The sequence below is a fragment of the Streptomyces sp. 8N114 genome (assembly GCF_052245835.1).
In the GTDB taxonomy this organism is placed as follows: Bacteria; Actinomycetota; Actinomycetes; order Streptomycetales; family Streptomycetaceae; genus Streptomyces.
Genome location: NZ_JBQQBT010000016.1, coordinates 22,782 through 44,898, shown reverse-complemented (window position 1 = coordinate 44,898; position 22,117 = coordinate 22,782). Strand labels below are relative to the sequence as shown.

The window sequence follows — 22,117 nt, the reverse complement described above, 5'->3', positions numbered from 1 at the left end:
TGTCAGGTACCCCTTCCGTGGCTATCCAGGGTAACACGGGAACGACGTCTTCTGAATGGCGTTTTCGCAGGTCAGGGCATATCTCGGGGCTTGACAAGCGACCCTCTATCGTGCATCGACCGGTCAATGCAAGCGGGTATTCGCAGGTGAGAGCGGTTCTGCGCGCCCGCAGAAACGGGCCCGGCCAGCTCCCGGAAGACGCTCGCGACACGTCCGCGGTGACCGATTTGTCCGACTGTAGGGAGCGGCATCTTCGCTGCGCCTTCCGGCTTTCCCAAGAATTGATCAATGGCCGTGTAAGAGCCTGTTGATCAATTCTTCATCAACCTCTCGCATTCCCGTGGAATCGCCCGTACGGAGGTCACCCGCACATCGGCCGTCGCTATTCGACGGCGTACGGCGCGGCGTACCGCGCAGGGTGCAGCACGCCGCCGGAAGCCCGGGCCGGAGGGTCGGGTGCGGGGCGTCCACAGGCTGTCGGTAACCTGAGCCCGCACGCGAAAGCCCATCCGTACGCGACCGGCACGCGCTTGAGGAGCGTGCCCGCCGCCATAGCTCGCCTAGGAGTTGCCGCCGCCGTGAGCAGCAGCCTTCGTCGCGGCACCCTCGCCGCCACCACCCTCGCGCTCGCCGCCGTTTCGCTGACCGCCTGCGGCGCGGGGAACGACGCGCAGACGCTGGAGGTCAAGCCCGACAACGCGGCGACGCACGTCGGGGTCATCAAGATCCAGAACGCCAACCTCGTCACCGACACCAAGGGGTCGGGCGAGGCGACCGTCACGGCGCGGATCTTCAACGACGGTGAGAAGGACCAGACCCTCAAGGGCATCTACATCAAGGGCGCCCGTGCCGAACTGAGCCCCGCCAAGGGCAAGAAGAGGCTCGTCGTGCCGGCCGGCGGCTCGCTGGCGCTGGGCGGCAAGGGCAAGGCGTCCGCGCTGCTCACCGACGCGGAGAAGGCGGGCGTCAAGGACGGCAACGCGCAGCCGCTCACCTTCGACCTCAGCCGCACCGGCCCGGTCAAGCTGCGGGCGACGGTGGTGCCCGCGGAGGACGCGTACGAGACGGTCGGCCCGAGCTCCTCGCCGTCCCCCCGGACTCCGGAGCAGGGCCCCTCCGGCTCGGCGTCACCCTCCGGGTCGGGCAAGCCGAGTGGCTCCGCCGAGCCGAGCGGGTCCGCGAAGCCTGGCGGCTCCGCCAAGCCTGGTGAGCGCTCCGCGAGCCCGTCCTCCTCGGCCACGGCGGGCGCCGAGGAGCAGCAGGGGGAGCACGCCGGGCACTGAGCCCGTAACACATACGGCGGGAGGCCGCACCAGGGCTTGGGTGCGGCCTCCCGCCGTATGGGCTGGTGTGCAGCGCCGAGTGCAGGCGCGTTGTGGCTGGTCGCGCCCGCGCGGCGGAGCCGCACATGTCAGAGCCCCGCGCCCCTGCGGGGCGCGCCCCGAAGGGGCGCGGTTTTGCCGGTTTACGGCTCGAACTTGTAGCCGAGGCCGCGGACCGTCACCAGGTAGCGGGGCGCGCCGGGGTCGGGCTCGATCTTGGCGCGGAGTCTCTTGACGTGGACGTCGAGCGTCTTGGTGTCGCCCACATAGTCCGCGCCCCAGACCCGGTCGATCAGCTGCATCCGGGTCAGCACCCGGCCCGCGTTGCGCAGCAGCATCTCCAGCAGGTCGAACTCCTTGAGCGGCAGATCGACCTTGCCACCGCCTACGGTGACCACGTGCCGGTCCACGTCCATCCGGACCGGTCCTGCCTCCAGGGCCGCGGGCACGACCTCCTCCGGCTCGCCGCGGCGGCGCAGCACCGCGCGGACGCGGGCGACCAGCTCGCGGGAGGAGAACGGCTTGGTCACGTAGTCGTCGGCGCCTATTTCCAGGCCGACGACCTTGTCGATCTCGCTGTCCTTGGCCGTCACCATGATCACCGGGACGTTGGAGCGGCCGCGCAGCTGGCGGCACACCTCCGTGCCGGGCAGCCCCGGCAGCATCAGGTCGAGCAGCACCAGATCGGCGCCGTTGCGTTCGAATTCGTCGAGCCCGTCGGGACCCGTGGCCGCGACGGCGACCTCGAAGCCTTCCTTACGGAGCATGTACGACAGTGCGTCGCTGAACGATTCCTCGTCCTCGACGACAAGCACTCGGGTCACGGGAGGACCTCCGGGGCGGAAAGTTGTTCGTCAGCCTGGTCGACATACGGCCGCTCCTCCTCGTCGAAGGCGGCCGGTTCCTGCAGTGCGCCGGACAGGCGGTTCCGGCCGAGCCGGTCCGCCTCGGCCTGCTCCCGCGCGCTGCCCGCCTCGGGCAGCCGCAGGGTGAAGGTGGAGCCCTGTCCCTCGGCGCTCCATACGGTGACTTCCCCGCCGTGCGAGGCGGCCACATGTTTGACGATGGACAAGCCGAGCCCGGTGCCACCGGTAGCCCGGGACCTGGCCGGATCGACGCGGTAGAACCGCTCGAAGATGCGCTCCTTGTCGCGATCGGAGATACCGATGCCCTGGTCGGTGACGGAGATCTCTATCAGGTCTCCGCCAGGGGCCTGGGCAAGGCGTCCCGCGATCTTGACGCGAGTGCGTGCGGGTGAGTAGTTGACGGCGTTCTCCACGAGGTTGCCGAGGGCCGCGGCGAGCTGGCCGCGGTTGCCCCATACGTGCAGCCCCTCGGTGCCCCCCGCGAGGAGGGTGATCTGCTTGCTGTCGGCGCTCTGCCGACTGCGTTCTATGGCCTCGGTGACCAGTTCGTCCACCCGGACCGACTCCGAGTCCTCCAGCGGGTCGTCGTTCTGCACCCGGGAGAGGTCGATCAGTTCCTGGACGAGGTTGGTGAGCCGGGTGGCCTCGTTCTGCATCCGCCCGGCGAAGCGCTCCACCGCCTCCGGATCGTCGGAGGCGTCCAGCACCGCCTCCGAGAGGAGGGAGAGGGCGCCGACGGGGGTCTTGAGTTCATGGCTGACGTTGGCGACGAAGTCGCGCCGCACCGCCTCGATCCTGCGGGCCTCCGTCAGGTCCTCCACCAGCAGGAGCACCAGCCGGGAGCCGAGCGGAGCCACCCGCGCGGAGACCGCGAGGGCATCACCCCGTCCCGTGCCGCGCCGGGGCAGGTCCAACTCGACCTGGCGTATCTCGCCGTCGCGCCTGGTGTCCCTGGCCATCTGGAGCATAGGCTCCACGGCGAGCTTGCCGCCGCGTACCAGACCCAGCGCGTAGGCGGCGGAGCTGGCCTTGACGACGGCATCGCTCTCATCCAGCACCACGGCTGAGGAGCGGAGCACCGACAGAACGGTGTCGACGCCCGGGGGCAGCCCCGGCTCGGTGTGCAGGGAGGTGCGGGTGGGGCGGGCCTGCTCCCGCTCGCTCCACCGGAACGCCAGCATCGCGATCACGCCGGTACACACACCGGCGATCGCAGCTGCCGCGGCGACCGCCGCATTAACGTCCATACAGCCAGGTTATGCGCCTCTTACGACAGTGCCCCAGTCCTGGAGGGGGCGACCGAAAGAGCTGTCGCCCAGTGTTTACCCTCAGGGCGCCTTCGGTTCACCGTGGGGGGCCGAACCGGTCGCATTTCGGGCGCATCGTTGAGAACGTAGGGGCCCGAGCGGCCCCAGGAGAACGGCCGGGGCGAGCGCCCCACGAGAACATTCGTGCGAGGGAAGGACAGCCATGCGGGACGCGTACCACGAGGAGCTGGACTCGATCGGGGACAGCCTGGTCGAGATGGCAAGGCTCGTCGGCTCCGCGATCGGGCGCGCCACCACGGCGATGCTGGACGCGGACCTGAAGCTCGCCGAAAGCGTCATCGCCGCCGACGAGAAGGTCGACGACCTCCAGCGCGATCTGGAGACCCGGGCGATACAGCTGCTGGCCCGGCAACAGCCGGTCGCCACCGATCTGCGGATCGTCGTCACCTCGCTGAGGATGAGCGCCGACCTGGAGCGCTCGGGCGACTTGGCGCAGCACGTGGCGAAGGTCGCCCGGCTGCGCTTCCCCGAGTCGGCCGTCCCCCAGGACCTCCAGGCGACGCTGCTGGAGATGGGGCAGCTGGCACAGCGGCTGATGGCGAAGGCGGCCGAGGTCATCATCACCAAGGACGTCGACCTGGCGATGCAGCTGGAGCAGGACGACGACGCCATGGACCTGCTGCACCGCACCCTCTTCCAGCACCTGATGGACGACCGCTGGCACCACGGCATCGAGACCGCCGTGGACGTCACGCTGCTGGGCCGCTACTACGAGCGGTTCGCCGACCACGCGGTGTCGGTGGCCCGCCGGGTCGTCTACCTGGTGACCGGCGACTACGCGGACGAGATCGACCCCGCGCTGGCCGCCGCGACCGGTGCGAATCCCTCCGGGGGCGAGGCTGCGTCCGGCTCGGAGGGCGCCTCCGCCGAGGGCTGAGGCCAGGGCTGAGGCCGGGGACCATGACCGGGGCTGTGGCCGAAGGGCCGTACGGACCGAAGGAGACGTCGGGGCGCAGCTGGGGTGTGCAACCGCGCGCCCTTGATGCGCCCATGCCCGTCCGGCGTGCAATAGGGCTGTGTCATGCCTGTCCATGACTGTCCCTGCCGAGGAGGGCACGATGGCTGACTCCCCCCGATCGCCCCGGACCACGGCCGAGCAGCCGCCGACCGCACCCCCGGAAGCGCGGCACCTGCCCCTTGTCGGGGCCTGCGGATGCGGTCCCGGCTGCGGATGCGGCTGCCAGTCCGGCGGTCCCTGTAGTTGCGGAGGCTCCTGCGGCTGACCCCGCGCAGCCCCGCCGAAGCACGGCGCGGGGCCCTGACCGGTTCGACGGGTCAGGGCCCCGCGTCGTACCCGGACTCCGGAGCAGGCCACGGCAGCCGGACGTCCAGCGTGAAGTGCCCGTTCCTGGGACCGTAGACGAGGGTGCCGCCGTCGATCTCCAGCCGCTCCCGCAGCCCGGTCAGCCCGGCACCGGCGCCGGGGATCGCCGAACCGGCAGGACCCGCCGGTTCACGTCCCTCCGGCAGGGGGTTGCTGACCCGTACCGTCAGCTCGCCTCCCACGGCACCCGCAACCCGCACCTCCACCGGCCGGCCAGGGGCGTGCTTGCGCGCGTTGGTGAGCCCCTCCTGCACCGCGCGGTATGCGGTGCGCTGCAGCTGGGGGCGGAGCGGGTAGCCGCCCTCGCCGTCGGCCCGCTCGGGCAGGTCCTGGTCGAAACGTACGGTCTGGCCCGCGGCCCGCGCCTCGTCGACCAGCTCCCCGAGCCGGGAAAGGTCCGGCTGCGGTCGCGCGCCGTCCGGCGCACCCGGCACACCGGGCGCCCCGAGGGGAGCTTCTTCCTCCTTCTCGTCCTCGCGCAGCACATGCAGCACGTCGCGGAGCTCCTCCAGCGCCTGGTGCGCGCTGTCGCGGATGACGGTGGCGCTCTCGGCGATCTCCGAGTCGTCCAGTGCTGTGCCCTCGCCCGCCGCCGTGCGCTGCGTACGGTAGGCGAGCGCGCCCGCGTGCACGGACAGCAGCGAGACGCGGTGCGCGAGTACGTCGTGCATCTCCCGTGCGATCGCCCGCCGCTCGGCCCGCCGTACGTCGGCCAGCCGCCGCTCGTGGTCCGCCTGGGCGCGCACCGCGTCCTCCCGCAGCTTGAGCACCAGCTGGCGCCGGGCCCGGGTCGCGCTGCCCCAGGTGAAGAAGAGCAGGTAGAAGATGAGCACGAACGCGGCAACCGTCCAGCGCTCGTCGTGCGGCACCCCGTAGAGCAGCACATACGGGAGCGTGGCCGCCAGATGCAGCAGCAGCACCAGCGCGGCCGTACGCGGCGGGATGCGCAGTGCCAGGTTGAAGATGATGACGGCGAGCGCGCCCACGACGGTGTCCGTCAGCGCCGCGGCCGGCACCGCGACCAGCGCCACCCCCAGCGGCCAGCGGCGCCGCAGCCACAGCGAGAGGCAGGCGAGCGCCCCCAGCGGCGGGTCGAGCGCCACCAGCCACCCGGGCAGATACGTCTTCGACTCGGCCTGCTCGAACAGCGCCGCCCAGCACAGCACGGCCCACAGGAACAGCAGTACGTCCACGACCCAGTCCCGCGCACTCCGCCGCACCCGCCCGGGGCGCGGCGGCCCCCCGGCGGTCAGCTCCCCCGGCAGCAACCGCCGGGCCAGCGCCGAGGTGGGATGAGTGGTCATGCTCCGAGCGTATGCGGCACAACGGACACCGCCTCTCGACCGCTTCGCCGCTTGCCCCCCGCTCAGCGCCGCCCGAGCCACCATTGCTCGCCGGGTGCGGGCCCGCGTCAAGGGCGGGAGGGGTGGCCGGGCCCAGGCGTCAGGCGTCAGGCGTCAGGCGTCAGGCGTCAGGCGTCAGGCGTCAGGCGTCAGGCGTCAGGCGTCAGGCGTCAGCGTTTGGCGTAGCCTGCGAAGCCTCGCCAGTCGATCATGACGCAGGGTTCCTGGCCGATGACCCAGGCGTCGTGGCCGGGCGGGATGTCGAGGACGTCGCCGGGGCCGATCTCGGCTTCCTCGCCGTCGTCCATGACGACCTTCATCCGGCCCGAGATGACGTAAGCCGCGTGCGCCGCCTGGCAGCTTTCGGTCTGGGCGATCGGCTTGACGTGCTTGGACCACTGCCAGCCCGGCTGGAACGTCGCCCTGCCCAGTTCCCCGTCCAGATCGACGACCTCGAGCTGCCCCGTGCCCCCTTCGAAGGGCCGGACTTCCTCGGGTGAGTCGAAGCTCTTGCGAACGATTCCCGCCATCGGACACGCTCCCTCGTCCTTGTCGACCGTGCGTCCCCGCCATCGTCCGGCGGGCACCAGGTGATCGCATCCGGGGCGGAGGGGGAGCGCCACCACCTCGGCTCCGCAGCGAGCAGCCCCCTGCCCGGCGGCGGAACCGCAGACAGGGGGCTGCTCGGGGACGGGCGTGGGCTGCTTCTCGCGCGTGGGCTACTTCTTGCCCTGGTTCTTGACGGCTTCGATGGCGGCCTTGGCGGCGTCCGGGTCGAGGTAGGTGCCGCCCTTCTTGACCGGGTGGAAGTCGGCGTCCAGGTCGTAGGCCAGCGGGATGCCGGTGGGGATGTTGAGGCCGGAGATCTCCTCGTCGGAGATGCCGTCGAGGTGCTTGACCAGGCCGCGCAGCGAGTTGCCGTGCGCGGCGACCAGGACGGTGTGGCCGGCCATCAGGTCCGGGATGATGCCGTCGAACCAGTACGGCAGCATCCGCTCGACGACGTCCTTGAGGCACTCGGTGCGGGGCCGCAGCTCGCTGGGGACGCCCGCGTAGCGCGGGTCGTCGCTCTGCGAGAACTCGGCGCCGTCCTCCAGTACCGGCGGCGGGGTGTCGTAGGAGCGGCGCCAGAGCATGAACTGCTCCTCGCCGAACTCGTCGCGGATCTGCGCCTTGTCCTTGCCCTGGAGCGCCCCGTAGTGGCGCTCGTTCAGCCGCCAGGAGCGGCGTACGGGGACCCACAGGCGGTCCGCGGCCTCCAGCGCCAGCTGCGCGGTGCGGATGGCGCGCTTCTGCACGGAGGTGTGCAGCACGTCGGGGAGCAGGCCGGCGTCCTTGAGCAGCTCGCCGCCGCGGACCGCCTCCTTCTCGCCCTTCGCGGTGAGGTTGACGTCCACCCACCCGGTGAACAGATTCTTGGCGTTCCACTCGCTCTCGCCATGGCGGAGCAGGATCAGCTTGTACGGTGCGTCGGCCATACCCGAGAGCCTAGCCGCCCCCCTGCGGGCCCCGACCCAGGTGGGGTCCCGCCGCACAGCCGGGCGGCGAAGTGTGGGGCGCCGCCACATGGGGGGCGGGGGCGGGTTTCCCTAGCGTGCGGCGTCATGGTCACCCCTTCTTCGTCCCCAGAGTCGACAGAGCGCGCGCCTGCTGTCGGTCCCCGGTCGCTGCGCCGGATCGTCGCCGCGAGCCTCATCGGCACCACTATCGAGTGGTACGACTTCTTCCTCTACGGCTCGGCCGCCGCGCTGGTCTTCAACAAGCTGTTCTTCCCGGACTCCGATCCGCTGGTCGGCACCCTGCTGGCGTTCCTCACCTACGCGGTCGGCTTCGCGGCCCGCCCTATCGGGGCGCTGGTCTTCGGCCACTACGGAGACCGCGTCGGCCGCAAGAAGCTGCTGGTGATCAGCTTGCTGCTGATGGGCGGCGCCACGTTCGCCATCGGGCTGCTGCCCACCCACGCGACGGTGGGCGCGTTCGCTCCCGTCCTGCTCACGGCGCTGCGGCTGGTGCAGGGCTTCGCGCTGGGCGGCGAGTGGGGCGGCGCGGTGCTGCTGGTCTCCGAGCACGGGGATCCGCGGCGGCGCGGCTTCTGGGCCTCGTGGCCGCAGACCGGGGCGCCCGCGGGCCAGTTGCTGGCGACCGGGGTGCTGGCGGCGCTGACCGCGCTGCTGTCCGACGGCGCGTTCGAGAGCTGGGGCTGGCGGGTGCCGTTCCTGCTCTCCGGAGTGCTGGTGCTGGTCGGCCTGTGGGTGCGGCTGGCCGTGGACGAGTCGCCGGTCTTCAAGGAGGCCCGCGCCCGCGCGGAGGCCCGCAAGGGCCGGGGGAGCGTGGTGGAGGAGATGCCGCTGCTCGCCGTACTGCGGCATCACTGGCGTGACGTGCTGGTGGCGATGGGCGCCCGGATGGGGGAGAACATCAGCTTCTACGTACTGACGGCGTTCCTGCTGGTCTACCTCACCGACCACCTGGACCTGTCCCAGCAGACCGGGCTGAACGCGGTGCTGATCGCCTCCGCCGTGCACTTCGCCGTCATCCCGATGTGGGGCGCGCTCTCCGACCGGCTGGGGCGGCGTCCCGTCTATCTCCTCGGAGCGGTCGGCGTCGGCGGGTGGATCTTCCCGTTCTTCGCGCTGCTGGACACCGGGAGCTTCGGCCTGATCGTGCTGGCGGTGACGGTCGGGCTGGTGCTGCACGGCGCGATGTACGCGCCGCAGGCGGCGTTCTTCTCCGAGCTGTTCGCCACCCGTATGCGGTACTCGGGTGCCTCGATAGGGGCGCAGTTCTCGTCGGTTGCGGCCGGTGCGCCCGCGCCGATGATCGCGACGGCGCTGCTGGCCGAGTACGACGGGTCGGCGCTGGTGTCGGTGTATGTGATCGTTGCCGCGCTGCTCACCGTCGTCGCGCTGGCCTGTGCGAGCGAGACCCGGCAGCGGGACCTGGCGACGGTGGGTGAGCCCACCACGCCGGGCGCCGCTCCCCTCGACGCGGCACCCTCAGCCGCCGAGGGCTCCCGTCAGTCGGTGGAGCCGTAGCGCGAGCTGGATCTCCAGCGCCCGGTGCGGTGCCTGCCAGTCGTCGCCCAGCAGCCGGCCCACCCGCTCCAGCCGCTGGGCGACGGTGTTGACGTGGACGTGCAGCACGTCCTTGGCCCGTACAGGGCTCATGCCGCTGGCGAAGTACGCGTCCAGGGTGGCCACCAGCTCGGTGCCGCGCCGCTCGTCGTAGTCGAGTGCGGGACCGAGGGTGCGGCGTACGAAGCCCCCGACGTCCCGGGTCTGTGTCAGCAGCAGCCCGAGAAAGCCCAGGTCCTCGGCCGCCGCGCCCTCACCGCGGCGGCCGAGCAGGCTGAGCACCTCCAGACAGCGCCGGGCCTCCGGGTAGGCGGCGGCGACGGAGCCGGGGTGGGCTGCCGGGGACGGTACGGGCGCGGAGGCACCGACGGTGACGGGCCCGCCGACCGCGCGGCCCAGCTCGGCGGCAACCTGCCGGGCCGTACGGGAGGCGGCCCCTTCGCCGCCGTGCGTCCCCTCGACGGACTGCACATGCGGCCCCTCCAGCGGCAGCAGCAGCACCGGGCCGCCGTCCCGGGTGGCGGCCAGGCCGTGCCGGGTCGCGGCGAGGTGGGTGGCCGCCGACCAGAGGCGCTGCCGGTCGGCCTCGTCGGGCGCGGAGGCCGCCTCCCGGAAGGCGTCGAGGCGGGCGGCCAGCACGGTGTGCGGTACGTCCAGGTCCGCGTTGACCCGCGCTGCACGGTCGCGCAGCAGATGGGGGTCGCGGTGTGCGGCGTCCAGCAGATCGTCCAACAGCTCGCCCCGTACCCGCTGTTCGGCCTCGCCTGCCGAGCGGCGGGCGAGTTGCAGCAGCGAGGTCACCATCGCGGCGCGCTCCAGGGTGCGCTGGTCGACGGGGGCGAGCTCCGCGTGCCCGTGCAGCAGCAGCGCGCCCAGCAGTTCGCCGCCCGCGGTGACGGCCGCCACCCAGGTGTCGCCCTCGCGTACGGCGTGTCCGTCGCGGCGGGAACGCTCGACGGCCGACGTCCACGCGGAGTCCGTACGCGCGCCGTCCCGCCCGAACTCGCCGGTCCCGTCGCCCGCTTCACCCCCTCCGCTCCCTTCGCTCCCATCGCTCTCTCCGCGCTCTCCGAACCGGACGCGTTCGGTGAACTCCACCCTCCTGCCCAGCACTTCCGCCAGTACCCGTGTCACCTCGTCCACGCCGCCCCCGCGCAGCACCAGCTCGGTCAGCCGGTCGTGGACGTCGGAGGCGCGGCGGATGGTCTCGTTGACCGCGCGCAGCCCGGCCAGCGCCTGCGTCGTCTCGGTCAGCAGCCGGGTGTTGTCGAGAGCGACGGCGGCGTGCGCGGCGAACGAGCGCAACAGGGCGATCTGCTCGGGCTCGAAGACACGCTCCCGGCGGTCGGCCGCGTACAGCACGCCTATGACCTCCCGCGCGCCGAGCAGCAGCGGCACCCCGAGAATGGCGATCAGCCCTTCCTCGCCGACGGCCCGGTCGATGGTGTCGGTGTGCTGGAAGCGGGCATCGCGCGGGTAGTTCTGGGTCGCGTAGGGGCGCGCGGTCTGCGCCACGAGCCCGCCCAGCCCGTCCCCCATGCCGAGCCGCAGCTGCTGGAAGCGGGCCGAGACGGAGCCTGCGGTGACCCGCATATAGGTGTCGCCGCGCTCGGAGTCGTTGAGCGTCATATAGGCGACCTCGGTGCCCAGCAGGCGGCGGGCCCGCTGCACGATCGCCTGCAGCACATCGTCCAGGTCGCGCAGGCCCGCCAAGTCGTGCACCGTCTCGAACAGCGCCGTCAGCTCGGCCTCCCGGCGCCGCCTGCCCTCCAGCTCGGCGCGGATGCGCAGGGCCAGCTGCCTGCCGCGCTCGGCGGGGACGGTGCCTGGGGGCAGCGGGTCGGCGCTGTGCGCCGCCGGGCCGTCGTACGCCTCGGCCGGGGCGCCGCGGGTCAGCAGTTCGAGGTAGCCGAGGCAGGCGGCCTCGGCGTCGCGGTCGAGGGATTCGGGGCTGTTGTCGGTGGGGCGTTGCATGGCCACAGGGTCAGTGAGCGGTCCACGCGCCGTCGAGGGGCAGAGCGGATCCCGTGAGGAACGCGGCGGCGGGAGTGCACAGATAGGCGACCGCCTCGGCGACCTCGTACGGCTCCAGCAGCCGCTTGACCGCCGAATCCGCCAGCATGATCTCGGAGACGACCCGCTCGGCCGGAATGCCGTGCGCCTCGGCCTGGTCCGCGATCTGCCGCTCCACCAGCGGCGTCCGCACATAGGCCGGGTTGACGCAGTTGGCGGTCACCCCGTGCGCCGCCGCCTCCAGCGCCGTCGTCTTGGACAGCCCCTCCAGCCCGTGCTTGGCCGCCACGTACGCCGACTTGTACGCCGAGGCCCGCAGCCCGTGCACGGAGGAGATGTGCACGATCCGGCCCCACTCCTGCGCGTACATATGGCGGAGCGCGCCCCGGGTGGTACGGAAGGGCGCCTCCAGCATGAGGGTGAGCATCCGGCGGAACGCTTCGGGCGGGAACTCCTCGATCGGCCGCACGAGCTGGGTGCCGGCCGCGTTGACCAGCACATCGACGCCGTCCGCAGCACGCTCGACCGCGTCCAGTCCCGCGGGGGCCGTCAGATCGAGGGGGTGGATCTCGACCGATTCCTCCCCCGCGGTGCCCCGGGCCGCCTCCGCAGCCACCTGAGCCGCGAGCGACTTGAGCCCCTCCGGGTCCAGGTCCACCGCGCGGAGCCGTGCGCCCGCCGCCGCGAGCCGCACCGCGCAGGCCCGCCCGATACCGCTGGCCGCGCCGGTGACCAGGGCCGTACGGCCGGTGAGGTCCAGGTCGACGGAACGGGACCCGGCGGGCCCGCGGCCGGGGGATGCGGGCCGAGGCGACTGAGGCGTCATGGCCGCAGCCTAGGGCCGCTCCGCGGGCGCCCGGATGTGGTGGCTGTCCGCACTTTCCCCGGCTCATATGTGCCGGGGACACATCCGGTGCGGTCCGGCGGCGGCAATGTGGCTGCCCCACAGCGGCGCGCCGGGACGGCTGGCGGACCGGCACGTTCGCCCGTCGCGGCCCGCGCTCTACGTTGCGGCTGTCCGGGCCCCGTGCCCGTATCCCCCACACCAGCACCACGGAAGGAACCCCTCATGCGAACCTCCGTGCGCACCGCGGCAGCCCTGCTGGCCGCCCTCACCCTCTCCGCGCTGGGCGTCACCGGTACGTCCTCCGCCGACGAAAGCCGACGGCACTCCGCGACCGCAGCGCTCGAACCGGTCACCGACTTCGGCTCCAACCCCGGCGCCCTGTCCATGTACCGCTACACGCCTGACGGGCTCGGCGCCGGGCGCCCCGTGGTCGTCGTCCTGCACGGCTGCACCCAGAACGCGGCGACGTACTTCGACGGCGCGGGCTGGCAGCAGGCCGCCGACAAGCACGGTTTCTCCGTCGTCGCGCCGCAGCAGGAGACGGCCAACAACGCCAACCGGTGCTTCAACTGGTTCCAGTCCGGCGACACCGGGCGGGGCAGCGGCGAGGCGCTCTCCGTCCGGCAGATGGTGGACCGCACCGTACGGGACCTGGACGCGGACCCCTCCCGGGTGTACGTCACCGGGCTGTCGGCCGGCGGCGGAATGACCTCCGCGCTGCTCGCCGCCTACCCCGACACCTTCGCGGGCGGCGGCGTCATCGCGGGGCTGCCGCACGGCTGCGCGACCTCGCTGGTCGGCGCGTACAGCTGCATGAACCCCGGCGTCAGCAAGACCCCGGACCAGTGGGGCGACCTGGTCCGCGCCGCGCACCCCGTACACACCGGCCCGCGGCCCCGCGTCTCGGTCTGGCACGGCACTGCAGACACCACCGTCGTCCCCCGCAATGCCACCGAGTCCGTCAAGCAGTGGACCAACGTCCTGGGCGCCGATCAGACCGCCGACGCCACCCACCAACTCCCCGGCGGCACCACGCAGTCCGACTACCAGGACAGCGACGGCCAAGTCGCGGTACGCAGCTACCTGGTGGACGGCATGAACCACGGCACGCCCGTCAAACCGGGCGAGGGGTGCGGGAAGGCGGGCGCGCACTTCCTGGACACCGTCTGCTCGACGTCGTACCTCACCCGGGACTGGAACCTGAGCAACTGAGTGCTAGTTCCGCCGCAGGATGACCGCTGCCGCTCCGGCCGTGACGATCGTGGCGAGCAGCCAGCCGAGGATGACAAGGGTCAGCGCTATCCACTGGGATGCCCCGGTGGTCCGCCAGGCCGCCTCCTGCCCGAGGTCGAGCACGGGCAGGAGGAGATCCAGGGTGTAGATGAAGGGCTCCCAGTGCGGTGCCTCGTCGGGTTTGAGGGGCGGGGGCGGATTGCTGGAGAACCACACCGACCCGCCCGTCAGCAGCAGGACCAGCCACAGGACGGCGCGGCCGGGCCGGTATCCGTAGCCCAGGGCGAGGTCCTGGATGTGGTCCCAGATCCTGAGCAGCAGGGGCAGGGACTCCCGCCGGCGCCGAAGCTTGGCGAGGAGGACGGTGTGCGCATCGGCCTCCTCGCCGCCGGCCTGGAGGCAGGCGGCGAGGCGGTCGTACGGCTCGGGGTTGAACTCCGGGGTTGCCGCGTGCACCCACTCCAGGCGGCGGACCAGGGGGAAGGGGCCCCTCGGCGCCAAGGATTCGTAGGTGAAGCCGCGCAGTCGCAGACGGCCGTCGCCCGGCCAGCTGTCGGCGTCGTCGATCAGCCGGCTCACGACGGCGTCCTGAAGATCGACGAGGCCGCGTTCCGGGCACTTGGGAGTGAACGTCAGCTCCGTGGCCTGAATGGTGCGCAGCGAGAGTTCTTGGTCCGCTGCCAGCTCCAGCTCTACGTTCTCCAGGACCAACGCGCCCCCGATGGTGGAACCGTCCAGGCAGACGCCGCCTTGGAGAGACGGGCGCTGCCACAGGCTGGCCCACGTCCTGGAACCGGCGTCGGGGTCCGTGGGAAGCATGCTGGGAGTGACGATCCTGGAACCGGCGTCGGGGTCCGTGGGAAGCATGCTGGGAGCGACGATGAGATCTTCCTCGACGGTGAGCCGGGACGCGGTGAGCACCGACCTGCCGGTGGTATGACTCAGCCGGCAACCGCGCAAGCTCATCGTGCCGCCCACACGTGCACCGCGCAGGGACAGCTCGCTCGACGTCTCGAGCCGGTCGGCGTTCACGTCCTGGGCGACGTTCAGCCCGTCGGCGTCCAGCGACTTACCTCTCCTGGAAGGGCCCAACCGCAGGCCCTCCATGGTGAGGTCCGTGCCGATGTTGGCCTGCGCCAGCACCAGGCCCAGCGGCAGCTCGCTCTCGTTCAGCCGCAGATCGCCTTCGACCGTCAGCCGCGTCGCCTCCAGCTGCATCGCCCAGCACTGGTGCAGGATCACCGTGCCCGCCCGGCAGTCGATGAGCCGCACCGGTTTCTCCAAGCGGCACTGCCTCAGCTCGACGGGCACGGTGATCTCGGAGTTCGACAGGTCGAGCGGCCCCTCGATCACGCAGCCCGTCAGTTTCAGCGCGGGCGCCCTGCCAGGCAGCGCAGGCGGGCCGTCGAGCAGCAGCAGCGCCACTATCCGGGCCCGTACGGTGCGTTCGGGCCCCCAGCGGACGTCGCTGCACACTTCGTCATGCCGGGAATCCCCTGTACGCAGGTCGTACGTGCTGCCGTTCCGGTACGCCTGCCACATCCCCAACTCCGCCGGTGTCAGATCGTCCGGCGGTTCCCAAGTGTCACGCTCGGCCACCCTGATGCCCCCATCCCCCATCCCGTCCCGCTGTGACGGCAGTTTCCCAGACCGTTCCCAACCCGCGCCCCCGAGCGGCCGATTGACGGGAGTCGTCAATTCGCTGGCGGCCTCAGGAGCGCCGCGAGTAACGTGCACGCCACCGGTAAGCCACTTACGCCTCACCGGGTGTGCGGGTTTCCAAGGGGGAGCGGTCGTGGGCGGGAAACTGTCGTTCCGCAGGCTCGGACGGGCTGCGGCCGAGAGCGTCGGTGGGCTGCCCCGGCAGTTCTGGTGGCTGTGGATCGGCACTCTCGTCAACCGGCTCGGCGCCTTCGTGGCGACGTTCCTCGCGCTGTATCTGACCGTCGAGCGCGGCTATTCGGCCTCGTACGCGGGTCTCGTCGGCGCTCTCTACGGCCTGGGCGGGGTCGTCTCGTCGATCGGCGCCGGGGTACTGACCGACCGCATCGGACGGCGTCCGACCCTGCTGGTCGCCCAGCTCTCGACCGCGGTGTCCGTCGCCTCGCTCAGCCTGGTCACCCACCCGGTGGCGATCGCGGCCGTCGCGGGCCTCGTCGGTATGGCCACCAACGCCTCGCGGCCGGCCGTGCAGGCGATGATGGCCGACATCGTCAGCCCCGAGGACCGGGTGCGGGCCTTCTCCCTCAACTACTGGGCGATCAACCTCGGTTTCGCCATCTCCTCCACCAGCGCGGGGCTCATCGCGCAGTACAGCTACCATCTGCTCTTCCTCGGCGAAGCGGCAATGGTGCTGGCCACCGCGCTGATCACCTTCTGGAAGCTGTCGGAGTCCAGGCCGCAGACCGCGGCGCCGGAACGGGGTCCCCGCGCCGACCGCGAGAGCGACATCTCCATGTGGACGGTGCTGCGGGACACCCGCTTCATGGTGGTCGTCGCGCTCAACCTGCTGCTGGCAGCGCTCATCCAGCAGGCGTTCGTCTCGCTCCCCATCGCCATGGGCGAACAGGGCCTGTCCAGCACGGACTTCGGCACCGTCATCGCCGTCAACGGCGTACTGATCGTGCTGCTCCAGCTCCCCCTCACCCGCTTCATAGAGCACCGCGATCCCGCCAAGCTGCTGATCGTCTCGGCGCTGCTGACGGGGTACGGGTTCGGGCTGAACGCGTTCGCCGACGGCTCGGCGGCCTTCTACGCGCTCGCCGTGGTGGTGTGGACACTGGGGGAGATGATCAACTCCCCCACCCAGATGGGCCTGGTCGTCCGTCTCTCCCCCACCCACGGCCGGGGCCGCTACCAGGGCATGTACACCCTCTCCTGGTCCGCCGCAAACCTCGGCGCCCCCCTGCTGGGCGGCACCGTCATCGACCACTTCGGCACCACCACCCTCTGGTCCGCCAGCGCTGTGGTGGGCACCATCGCGGCGCTGGGCTACGCGTTGCTGCTGCGCAGCATGCGGGCGGACGACCAGCAGGAGGGCATGGAGGAGAGGGAGGAGAGCGACCCACCGTCCTCGGCGCCGCCGTCCTCCCCGCGTCACGACCGTGAGCGGCCGGTGCGCTCGCCGTGACGGCAGCGCGGACTCACTGGATCGGGGAGTCGGGCGGAGGGAGCCGGACAGTGCGCTCCCGGTCGACGGATTCGACGCCGTCGACCGCCTCCAGCGCGGGTATCCGGTCCTCCGCGACGGAGCCGGAGAGTGTACCGAGGGCCGGCTGCTCCCCCGTGACCGTCAGTCCGGCTCGCCGCAGGGCTCCGACCACGTCCGCGAACCGGTCGGGGTCGACCGCGAGGATGACCCCGACCGGCGCGGACCGGGACGACTCGCTCACGGCGCCTGGAGCAGACCAGCGCCCACGTCCGTGGCGGGCAGCGCCAGCGGGAAGGCACCGGTCAGCAGGCTGGCCTTGAGATCGGCCGCGGACGCCTGGGAGTTCGCCTGGGCCAGCAGCGCGAGGACTCCGGCGACGTGCGGTGTGGCCATGCTGGTACCGCTCAGGGACTCGTACCCGCCACCAGGAGCAGCCGAGCGGATGTCCCTGCCCGGCGCGGCGATGTCGACCTCGCCGCCCTGGCCGTTGATGGCGCCGTTGGAGAAGAACGACGGCGTAAGTGCCTTGTCGAGCGCGCCTACCGCAAGGATGGAGGGGCAGTTGGCGGGTCGGCTGACGGGCTCGATGCGCGGGGGCCGACGGCTGTCGTTACCCGCGGCAGCGATGATCACCGTGCCGCGCCTGAGAGCACGCTGGGCCAGCTTCTCGTACGTCTGCGGGAAGAGCTCACCCCGCCTGACCCGGGCACCGAGCGACATGGAGATCACCCGCGCACCGTGCGCCACGGCCCATGCCATGGCCGCCAGGATGGGGCCGTCGCTGCCGTCACCCGCGTTGTCGAGCGCCTTCGCCGCAAGGATCCTGGCCTCGCAGGCCACGCCGTAGCGGGGTCCCTGCTGGGGCTCGGCCGGGCCGGCGGCGGTGCCGATGCAGTGCGTGCCGTGGCCGTGGCCGTCCTCGGCGGTCTCGCCGGGCACGAAGGAGGCCGCCGCCTCGATGCGGCCGGCCAGATCCGGGTGGCGGGTGTCCACACCGGTGTCGATGACGGCGATCTTCACATCACGGCCGGTCAGGCTGGACCGGTTGCTCCGGATCGCCTGCAGGCCCCAGGTCCATGCCCGCTCGTCGAAGGACGGGCCCTGGGCAGCGGCCATTTCGGCCCTGGTGTGGTGGGCGACCACTTCCTCGTCGCTGCGGTACGCCGGGAAGAACTCGGTCGGCGCCTGCTGCGGGGCGGTGATCGGCAAGGCGTAGACCCTGCGCTCCGGCTCTGCAGCGATGATCGAGGACTCCGCCTCGGCCGTGGCCACCAGCGCCTGGCGCTGCTCGGGCCGCACCTCGACGACGGCGGCCCCGAGTTCCTCGAAGAGCACCGAGACGTCGGGACGTTCGAGGAGCTCGGCGACGTTCGCCGTCTCGGTTCCCCGGACGCGCTCGACGGACGCGATGTCGGCCGAAGAACGCAGTGCGTTCAGCCCGCTCTCCTGGTCACCCGGCTCGAGCAGGACCACGTACCGACCGGTGTACTCCGATCCCTGGCCCGTGACGTGCCCGTTGGGCCGACCGGGCTGCTCGCCGAAGGCGCGCCTGTCCATAGGTCCGTTCGCCATTGATTACCCGCTTTCTGTGAGCTTCGGTCTGCTCCCCCCTCTCGTACTCGTGAAGGCGCACCCCTCCACGCCCGTCGACACGCCTCCCACCGTCACACCGGGCCCTGAGACCCGCAACACGAGCCGGTGCCCCGCACCTCATCGCGGGGCGGGCGCATAGGCAGGGAGCGCAGGGGTACCGCCGGGGGCTGGGTGACACCACACCAGACCGACGTACAGAGTCGAATGGAGTCGGCCATGACCACGACACATGAGGCCCCGCCTCGCAGCCAGACCACGACGCCTGAGGCCCCGCCCCGCACGGACATACGCAAGAAGGCGGCCACCGACGAGTCGGTGGGCCACCTGGTGCAGCAGGCGTCGGGGCAGATCTCCCAGCTCGCACGGCAGGAGATGCGGCTGGCGCAGATGGAGATGCAGCAGAAGGGCAAGCGCTTCGGCATCGGCGGCGGCATGTTCGGCGGAGCGGGAGTGATGGGCTTCATCGCCCTGCAGGCGCTGGCCGCCACGGTCATCGTGGCCCTCGACATCGTGCTGCCGCTGTGGCTGGCGGCCCTGGTGGTGACCGGTCTGCTGGCGGTGGTCGCGGGCGCGCTGGCCCTTGCCGGCAAGAGCCAGTTCAGCAAGGCCACTCCGCCGACACCCGAACGGACCGTACAGAGCGTGAAAGCCGACGTGGCCGAGGTGAAGGAGAGGTCGCACCGATGACGGACAGCACCAAGACCAACGGCCATGGGCCCGCGCCGAGCCCGGAGGAGTTGCGGGCGCAGGTGGAGGAGACGCGCCGGGAGCTCGGCGAGACCGTCGAGGCGCTGGCAGCGCGGGCCGACGTCAAAGCGCAGGGGCGGCGCAAGGCCGCCGAGTTCAAGAGTAAGGCGCAGCGCGCGGCGAAGACGACGCGCGGCAGCCCGTCCGTGCCCGTGGCTGCCGCGGGCGCGGCCCTGGTCGCCCTCGTGCTGTTCGTCCGGCGGAGCCGGAGGGCGCGGCACGGGAGGAGAAGGCGTCGATGAGGGGGTGCCCCTGCCTGTATTTCGCGGACTGCGGGTGCCTCGTGGTTTGTCGCGCCGTTCCCCGCACCCCTTACGGGGCGCGGGGAACTAGCGTTGCCGTTCCGTCAGATGCGTGAACGCGTCCAGGTTGCGGGTGGATTCGCCGCGGGAGGTGCGCCAGGCGTACTCCTTGCGGATGGCGGTGGCGAAGCCCATCTCCAGCAGGGTGTTGAAAGAGCCGTCGGCGTTCTCCAGGACGCTGCCCAGCAGGCGGTCGATCTCCTGCGGGGTGACGGCGGCCAGGGGCAACCGCCCCACGAGATAGATGTCGCCGTGTCCGTCCACGGCGTAAGCGACGCCGTACAGCTTGGTGTTGCGCTCCAGGAGCCAGCGGTGCACGGCGGCGTGGTTCTCATCGGGGTTTCGGACGACGAAGGCGTTGACCGAGAGGGAGTGTGCGCCGACCGCCAGGGAGCAGGTCGTCTGGAGTTTGCGGGTGCCGGGGAGCGTGACGACGTACGTGCCGTCCGCAGGGCTCTCCCACTCCAGCTCGGCGTCCCTCAGCGTCTGCTCGATCGCCGCCCGCGCGGCGGCAGCAACGTCAACGTCACCCATGCGGCGATCGTAGGCGACGCCGCCGTTCCTGCAACGCGGCGGCGTACACCTCCGCGGTGGCCTCCGCCGCGGCGCCCCAGCCGAAGCCCTCCGCGTGCCGGGCCGCCGCGGAGCCCAGCCTCTCGGCCAAACCCGGGTCGGCGGAGAAGCGGCGCAGGGCACGGGCGTACTCGGCGGGGTCGTGACCGGCGATCAGATAGCCGCTGACCCCGTCCCGGACAGCGACCGGCAGCCCTCCCACGGCGGCGGCCACCACGGGGGTGCCGCACGCCTGCGCCTCGGCGGCGACCAGGCCGAAGGATTCGCTGTAGGACGGCATGACCAGCACGGACGCCGCCCGGTACCAGTCGGCGAGCTGCTCCTGGCCGACCGGCGGCCGGAAGAGCACGAGGTCGGCTATGCCGAGCCGCGCTGCGAGTTTCTGCAGGCCCTCCGGCTTGGCCAGCCCGCTGCCGCTGGGCCCGCCCACCACCGGGACGACCATCCGGCGCCGCAGCGAGGGGTCCTCGTCCACCAGCAGGGCGACGGCGCGCAGCAGCACATCGGGGGCCTTCAGCGGCTGGATGCGCCCGGCGAACAGGGGGATCAGCGCCTCCTGGGGCAGGCCGAGGCGGGCGCGGGCCGCGGCGCGGCCGTCCGCCGGGAGGAAGCGGTCGAGGTTGACGCCGGGGTGCACGACCGCGGTGCGGTCGGCGGGTGCCTCGTAGTGATGCACGAGCTCGCCCGCCTCCTCGGCCGTGTTGGCGATGAGGCGGTCGGCGGCGCGCACGATCTGCGTCTCGCCGATGACGCGCGCTGCCGGCTCAGGGGTGTCGCCCTCGGCGAGGGCCGCGTTCTTGACCTTCGCCATGGTGTGCATGGCGTGCACCAGCGGGACGCCCCAGCGCTGCGCGGCGAGCCAGCCGACGTGCCCGGAGAGCCAGTAGTGCGAGTGCACCAGGTCGTAGTAGCCGGGCCGCTGCCCTGCCCACACCTGCATCACCCCGTGTGTGAAGGCACACAGCTGCGCGGGCAGCTCCTCCTTGGACAGGCCCTCGTAGGGGCCCGCGTCGATGTGCCGTACGAGGACGCCGGGGGCCAGCTCGACGGTGGGTTCGAGCGCACCGGTCGTGGCGCGGGTGAAGATCTCGACCTCGGTGCCCTGCGCGGCGAGCTGCCGCGCCAGTTCGACGATGTAGACGTTCATGCCGCCCGCGTCGCCCGTCCCCGGCTGGTGGAGGGGGGAGGTGTGGACGCTGAGCATCGCCACGCGGCGGGCACGGCGGGGGCCGGGGAAGCGCAGCAACGGGGTCCTGGGCGGGTGCGGGAGCGCGGAGCGTGCGCCGCGCCACTGACCGAGCCGGGACACGTCGAGCCGGGACACGTAATGGCTCACGGTTCCGATGCCTCCTCCGTTGCGGACGGTGCGGTACGGGACCGGGCCGGGCGCGGCCCTCGACGGGGAACAGCGGAAAGGTTGCTTCCTCTTCCCGTATTTCCCTTCACTTTGCCAAAATGTGACAGTCGGATTGCCGTGGGGGTGCCCTCGTATCCTCGAACCCATGCCGCGTACCCCTGCACCGTCCCGTCCACTCGGACGCCCGGTCGGCACGGTCACGCGCGGAACGACGAACCCGAACCGGCTGCGGCGCATGGACCGCTGGATCGCCGCCGCGCACGGCCCCGCGCTCCGCCGCTCCGCCGCCCCGCCCGCCGCCGTCGACCTCGGCTACGGGGCCGCGCCCTGGACCGCCGTCGAGCTGCTGGAACGGCTGCGCAAGGTGCGCGCGGACGCGCGGGTGTACGGCGTCGAGATCGACCCGGAGCGGGTCGCGGCAGCCCGCCCGTACGAGCGTACGGGGCTCAGCTTCGTACGTGGCGGCTTCGAGCTCCCCGTCCCCGGCGGCCACGGGCTGACGCTGATCCGTGCGGCGAACGTGCTGCGCCAGTACCCGGAGGCGGAGGTCTTCCCGGCGTGGCAGCGGCTGTGTGCGCGGCTGGCGCCAGGGGGTCTGCTGGTCGAGGGCACCTGCGACGAGATAGGCCGTCGGCACGTGTGGGTGGCGCTCGGTCCCGAGGGCCCCAGGACGGTCACCTTCGCGGCCCGCCTCGCCGCCCTGACAGCCCCCTCCGACCTGGCCGAACGGCTGCCGAAGGCGCTCATCCACCGCAATGTGCCCGGCGAGGGGGTGCACGCCTTCCTCGCCGACTTCGACCGCGCCTGGGCGACGGCTGCACCGTACGGCGCACTCAGTGCCCGCCAGCGCTGGGTGCGCGCTGTGCGTGCCCTCGCCGCGGACTGGCCGCTGGCCGACGGCCCGCGGCGCTGGCGCCAGGGCGAGGTGACGGTCCGCTGGCCTGCGCTGGCCCCGCGGTGAGGGGGTGCCCCTTTCCGCCGTCCGCGGGCTGCGGGCGCGTTCTGGCTGGTGGGGGCACCTCCCGGCCGGAGGCTGGGGGAGCA

At 71.9% G+C, this 22,117-nt stretch carries 20 protein-coding genes; 8 read left to right on the top strand and 12 right to left on the bottom strand.

The features are described from left to right. Positions 1 to 578 precede the first annotated feature (578 nt). A complete protein-coding gene (locus tag ACTWQF_RS26555) occupies positions 579 to 1,283 on the top strand; it encodes a DUF461 domain-containing protein (RefSeq protein WP_443282217.1) in 705 nt (234 codons plus the stop codon). A gap of 182 nt (positions 1,284 to 1,465) precedes the next feature. Here the strand turns inward: ACTWQF_RS26555 and ACTWQF_RS26550 are convergent, their stop codons facing one another. After that, positions 1,466 to 2,146: a response regulator transcription factor gene (locus ACTWQF_RS26550; protein ID WP_326689525.1), complete on the bottom strand. Its 681-nt coding sequence runs from the start codon at positions 2,144 to 2,146 to the stop codon at positions 1,466 to 1,468. Continuing rightward, a complete protein-coding gene (locus ACTWQF_RS26545) occupies positions 2,143 to 3,435 on the bottom strand; it encodes a sensor histidine kinase (protein WP_443282216.1) in 1,293 nt (430 codons plus the stop codon). Before ACTWQF_RS26545 ends, ACTWQF_RS26550 begins: the two co-directional genes overlap by 4 nt. Before the next feature lie 223 nt (positions 3,436 to 3,658). Here ACTWQF_RS26545 and phoU point away from each other — a divergent pair, with 223 nt between their 5' ends. After that, a complete protein-coding gene (gene phoU, locus ACTWQF_RS26540) occupies positions 3,659 to 4,393 on the top strand; it encodes a phosphate signaling complex protein PhoU (protein ID WP_443248124.1) in 735 nt (244 codons plus the stop codon). A 398-nt stretch (positions 4,394 to 4,791) separates the two neighbouring features. Here phoU and ACTWQF_RS26535 read toward each other — a convergent pair whose 3' ends face one another. From ACTWQF_RS26535 to ACTWQF_RS26525, 3 genes are all read right to left on the bottom strand, one after another. Beyond that, positions 4,792 to 6,144, bottom strand: coding sequence for a sensor histidine kinase (locus tag ACTWQF_RS26535; RefSeq protein WP_443282215.1), 1,353 nt, complete (start codon positions 6,142 to 6,144; stop codon positions 4,792 to 4,794). 209 nt (positions 6,145 to 6,353) lie between these two features. After that, on the bottom strand, positions 6,354 to 6,713 hold the full coding sequence (locus ACTWQF_RS26530; RefSeq protein ID WP_443282214.1) for a cupin domain-containing protein: 360 nt from the start codon (positions 6,711 to 6,713) through the stop codon (positions 6,354 to 6,356). A 189-nt stretch (positions 6,714 to 6,902) separates the two neighbouring features. Beyond that, on the bottom strand, positions 6,903 to 7,661 hold the full coding sequence (locus ACTWQF_RS26525) for a phosphoglyceromutase (protein ID WP_443282213.1): 759 nt from the start codon (positions 7,659 to 7,661) through the stop codon (positions 6,903 to 6,905). A 126-nt stretch (positions 7,662 to 7,787) separates the two neighbouring features. On the opposite strand from ACTWQF_RS26525, the gene ACTWQF_RS26520 reads away from it, so the two are divergent. After that, positions 7,788 to 9,218, top strand: a complete 1,431-nt coding sequence (locus tag ACTWQF_RS26520; protein ID WP_443282212.1) for an MFS transporter — start codon at positions 7,788 to 7,790, stop codon at positions 9,216 to 9,218. Here the strand turns inward: ACTWQF_RS26520 and ACTWQF_RS26515 are convergent. Together ACTWQF_RS26515 and ACTWQF_RS26510 are read right to left on the bottom strand one after the other, a co-directional pair. Beyond that, positions 9,180 to 11,231, bottom strand: a complete 2,052-nt coding sequence (locus ACTWQF_RS26515) for a helix-turn-helix domain-containing protein (RefSeq protein WP_443282211.1) — start codon at positions 11,229 to 11,231, stop codon at positions 9,180 to 9,182. The two genes, ACTWQF_RS26520 and ACTWQF_RS26515, sit on opposite strands and share 39 nt — an antisense overlap. A 10-nt stretch (positions 11,232 to 11,241) precedes the next feature. Next, positions 11,242 to 12,096, bottom strand: coding sequence for a 3-hydroxybutyrate dehydrogenase (locus ACTWQF_RS26510; protein ID WP_443282210.1), 855 nt, complete (start codon positions 12,094 to 12,096; stop codon positions 11,242 to 11,244). A gap of 243 nt (positions 12,097 to 12,339) precedes the next feature. On the opposite strand from ACTWQF_RS26510, the gene ACTWQF_RS26505 reads away from it, so the two are divergent. Continuing rightward, positions 12,340 to 13,329 (top strand): extracellular catalytic domain type 1 short-chain-length polyhydroxyalkanoate depolymerase, encoded by a 990-nt coding sequence (locus ACTWQF_RS26505; protein WP_443282209.1) that lies wholly within the window; start codon positions 12,340 to 12,342, stop codon positions 13,327 to 13,329. 3 nt (positions 13,330 to 13,332) lie between these two features. Here ACTWQF_RS26505 and ACTWQF_RS26500 read toward each other — a convergent pair whose 3' ends face one another. Next, complete coding sequence (locus ACTWQF_RS26500) at positions 13,333 to 14,970, bottom strand: oxidoreductase (RefSeq protein WP_443282208.1); 1,638 nt, start codon at positions 14,968 to 14,970, stop codon at positions 13,333 to 13,335. Positions 14,971 to 15,157: 187 nt separating this feature from the next. Here ACTWQF_RS26500 and ACTWQF_RS26495 point away from each other — a divergent pair, with 187 nt between their 5' ends. After that, positions 15,158 to 16,480, top strand: coding sequence for an MDR family MFS transporter (locus tag ACTWQF_RS26495; protein WP_443282301.1), 1,323 nt, complete (start codon positions 15,158 to 15,160; stop codon positions 16,478 to 16,480). 13 nt (positions 16,481 to 16,493) lie between these two features. Here the strand turns inward: ACTWQF_RS26495 and ACTWQF_RS26490 are convergent, their stop codons facing one another. Then, entirely contained in the window at positions 16,494 to 16,742 is a 249-nt protein-coding gene (locus ACTWQF_RS26490; protein WP_443282207.1) for a hypothetical protein, read from the bottom strand. Continuing rightward, positions 16,739 to 18,073: a S8 family serine peptidase gene (locus tag ACTWQF_RS26485; protein ID WP_443282206.1), complete on the bottom strand. Its 1,335-nt coding sequence runs from the start codon at positions 18,071 to 18,073 to the stop codon at positions 16,739 to 16,741. Before ACTWQF_RS26485 ends, ACTWQF_RS26490 begins: the two co-directional genes overlap by 4 nt. A 237-nt stretch (positions 18,074 to 18,310) precedes the next feature. Here ACTWQF_RS26485 and ACTWQF_RS26480 point away from each other — a divergent pair, with 237 nt between their 5' ends. Then, positions 18,311 to 18,781, top strand: a complete 471-nt coding sequence (locus ACTWQF_RS26480; RefSeq protein ID WP_443282205.1) for a phage holin family protein — start codon at positions 18,311 to 18,313, stop codon at positions 18,779 to 18,781. Further along, complete coding sequence (locus tag ACTWQF_RS26475; RefSeq protein ID WP_443282204.1) at positions 18,778 to 19,083, top strand: DUF3618 domain-containing protein; 306 nt, start codon at positions 18,778 to 18,780, stop codon at positions 19,081 to 19,083. Before ACTWQF_RS26480 ends, ACTWQF_RS26475 begins: the two co-directional genes overlap by 4 nt. Positions 19,084 to 19,170: 87 nt before the next feature. On the opposite strand, the gene ACTWQF_RS26470 is transcribed toward ACTWQF_RS26475, so the two are convergent. Then, entirely contained in the window at positions 19,171 to 19,677 is a 507-nt protein-coding gene (locus ACTWQF_RS26470) for a YbjN domain-containing protein (protein ID WP_443282203.1), read from the bottom strand. Then, positions 19,670 to 21,052, bottom strand: a complete 1,383-nt coding sequence (mshA, locus tag ACTWQF_RS26465) for a D-inositol-3-phosphate glycosyltransferase (RefSeq protein WP_443282202.1) — start codon at positions 21,050 to 21,052, stop codon at positions 19,670 to 19,672. The genes ACTWQF_RS26470 and mshA overlap by 8 nt, the downstream gene beginning before the upstream one ends. 166 nt (positions 21,053 to 21,218) lie before the next feature. Here mshA and ACTWQF_RS26460 point away from each other — a divergent pair, with 166 nt between their 5' ends. Next, the gene (locus ACTWQF_RS26460) at positions 21,219 to 22,034 is read left to right on the top strand and encodes a class I SAM-dependent methyltransferase (RefSeq protein ID WP_443282201.1); all 816 of its coding nucleotides are present in this window, start codon (positions 21,219 to 21,221) and stop codon (positions 22,032 to 22,034) included. The last annotated feature ends 83 nt before the right edge of the window (positions 22,035 to 22,117 follow it).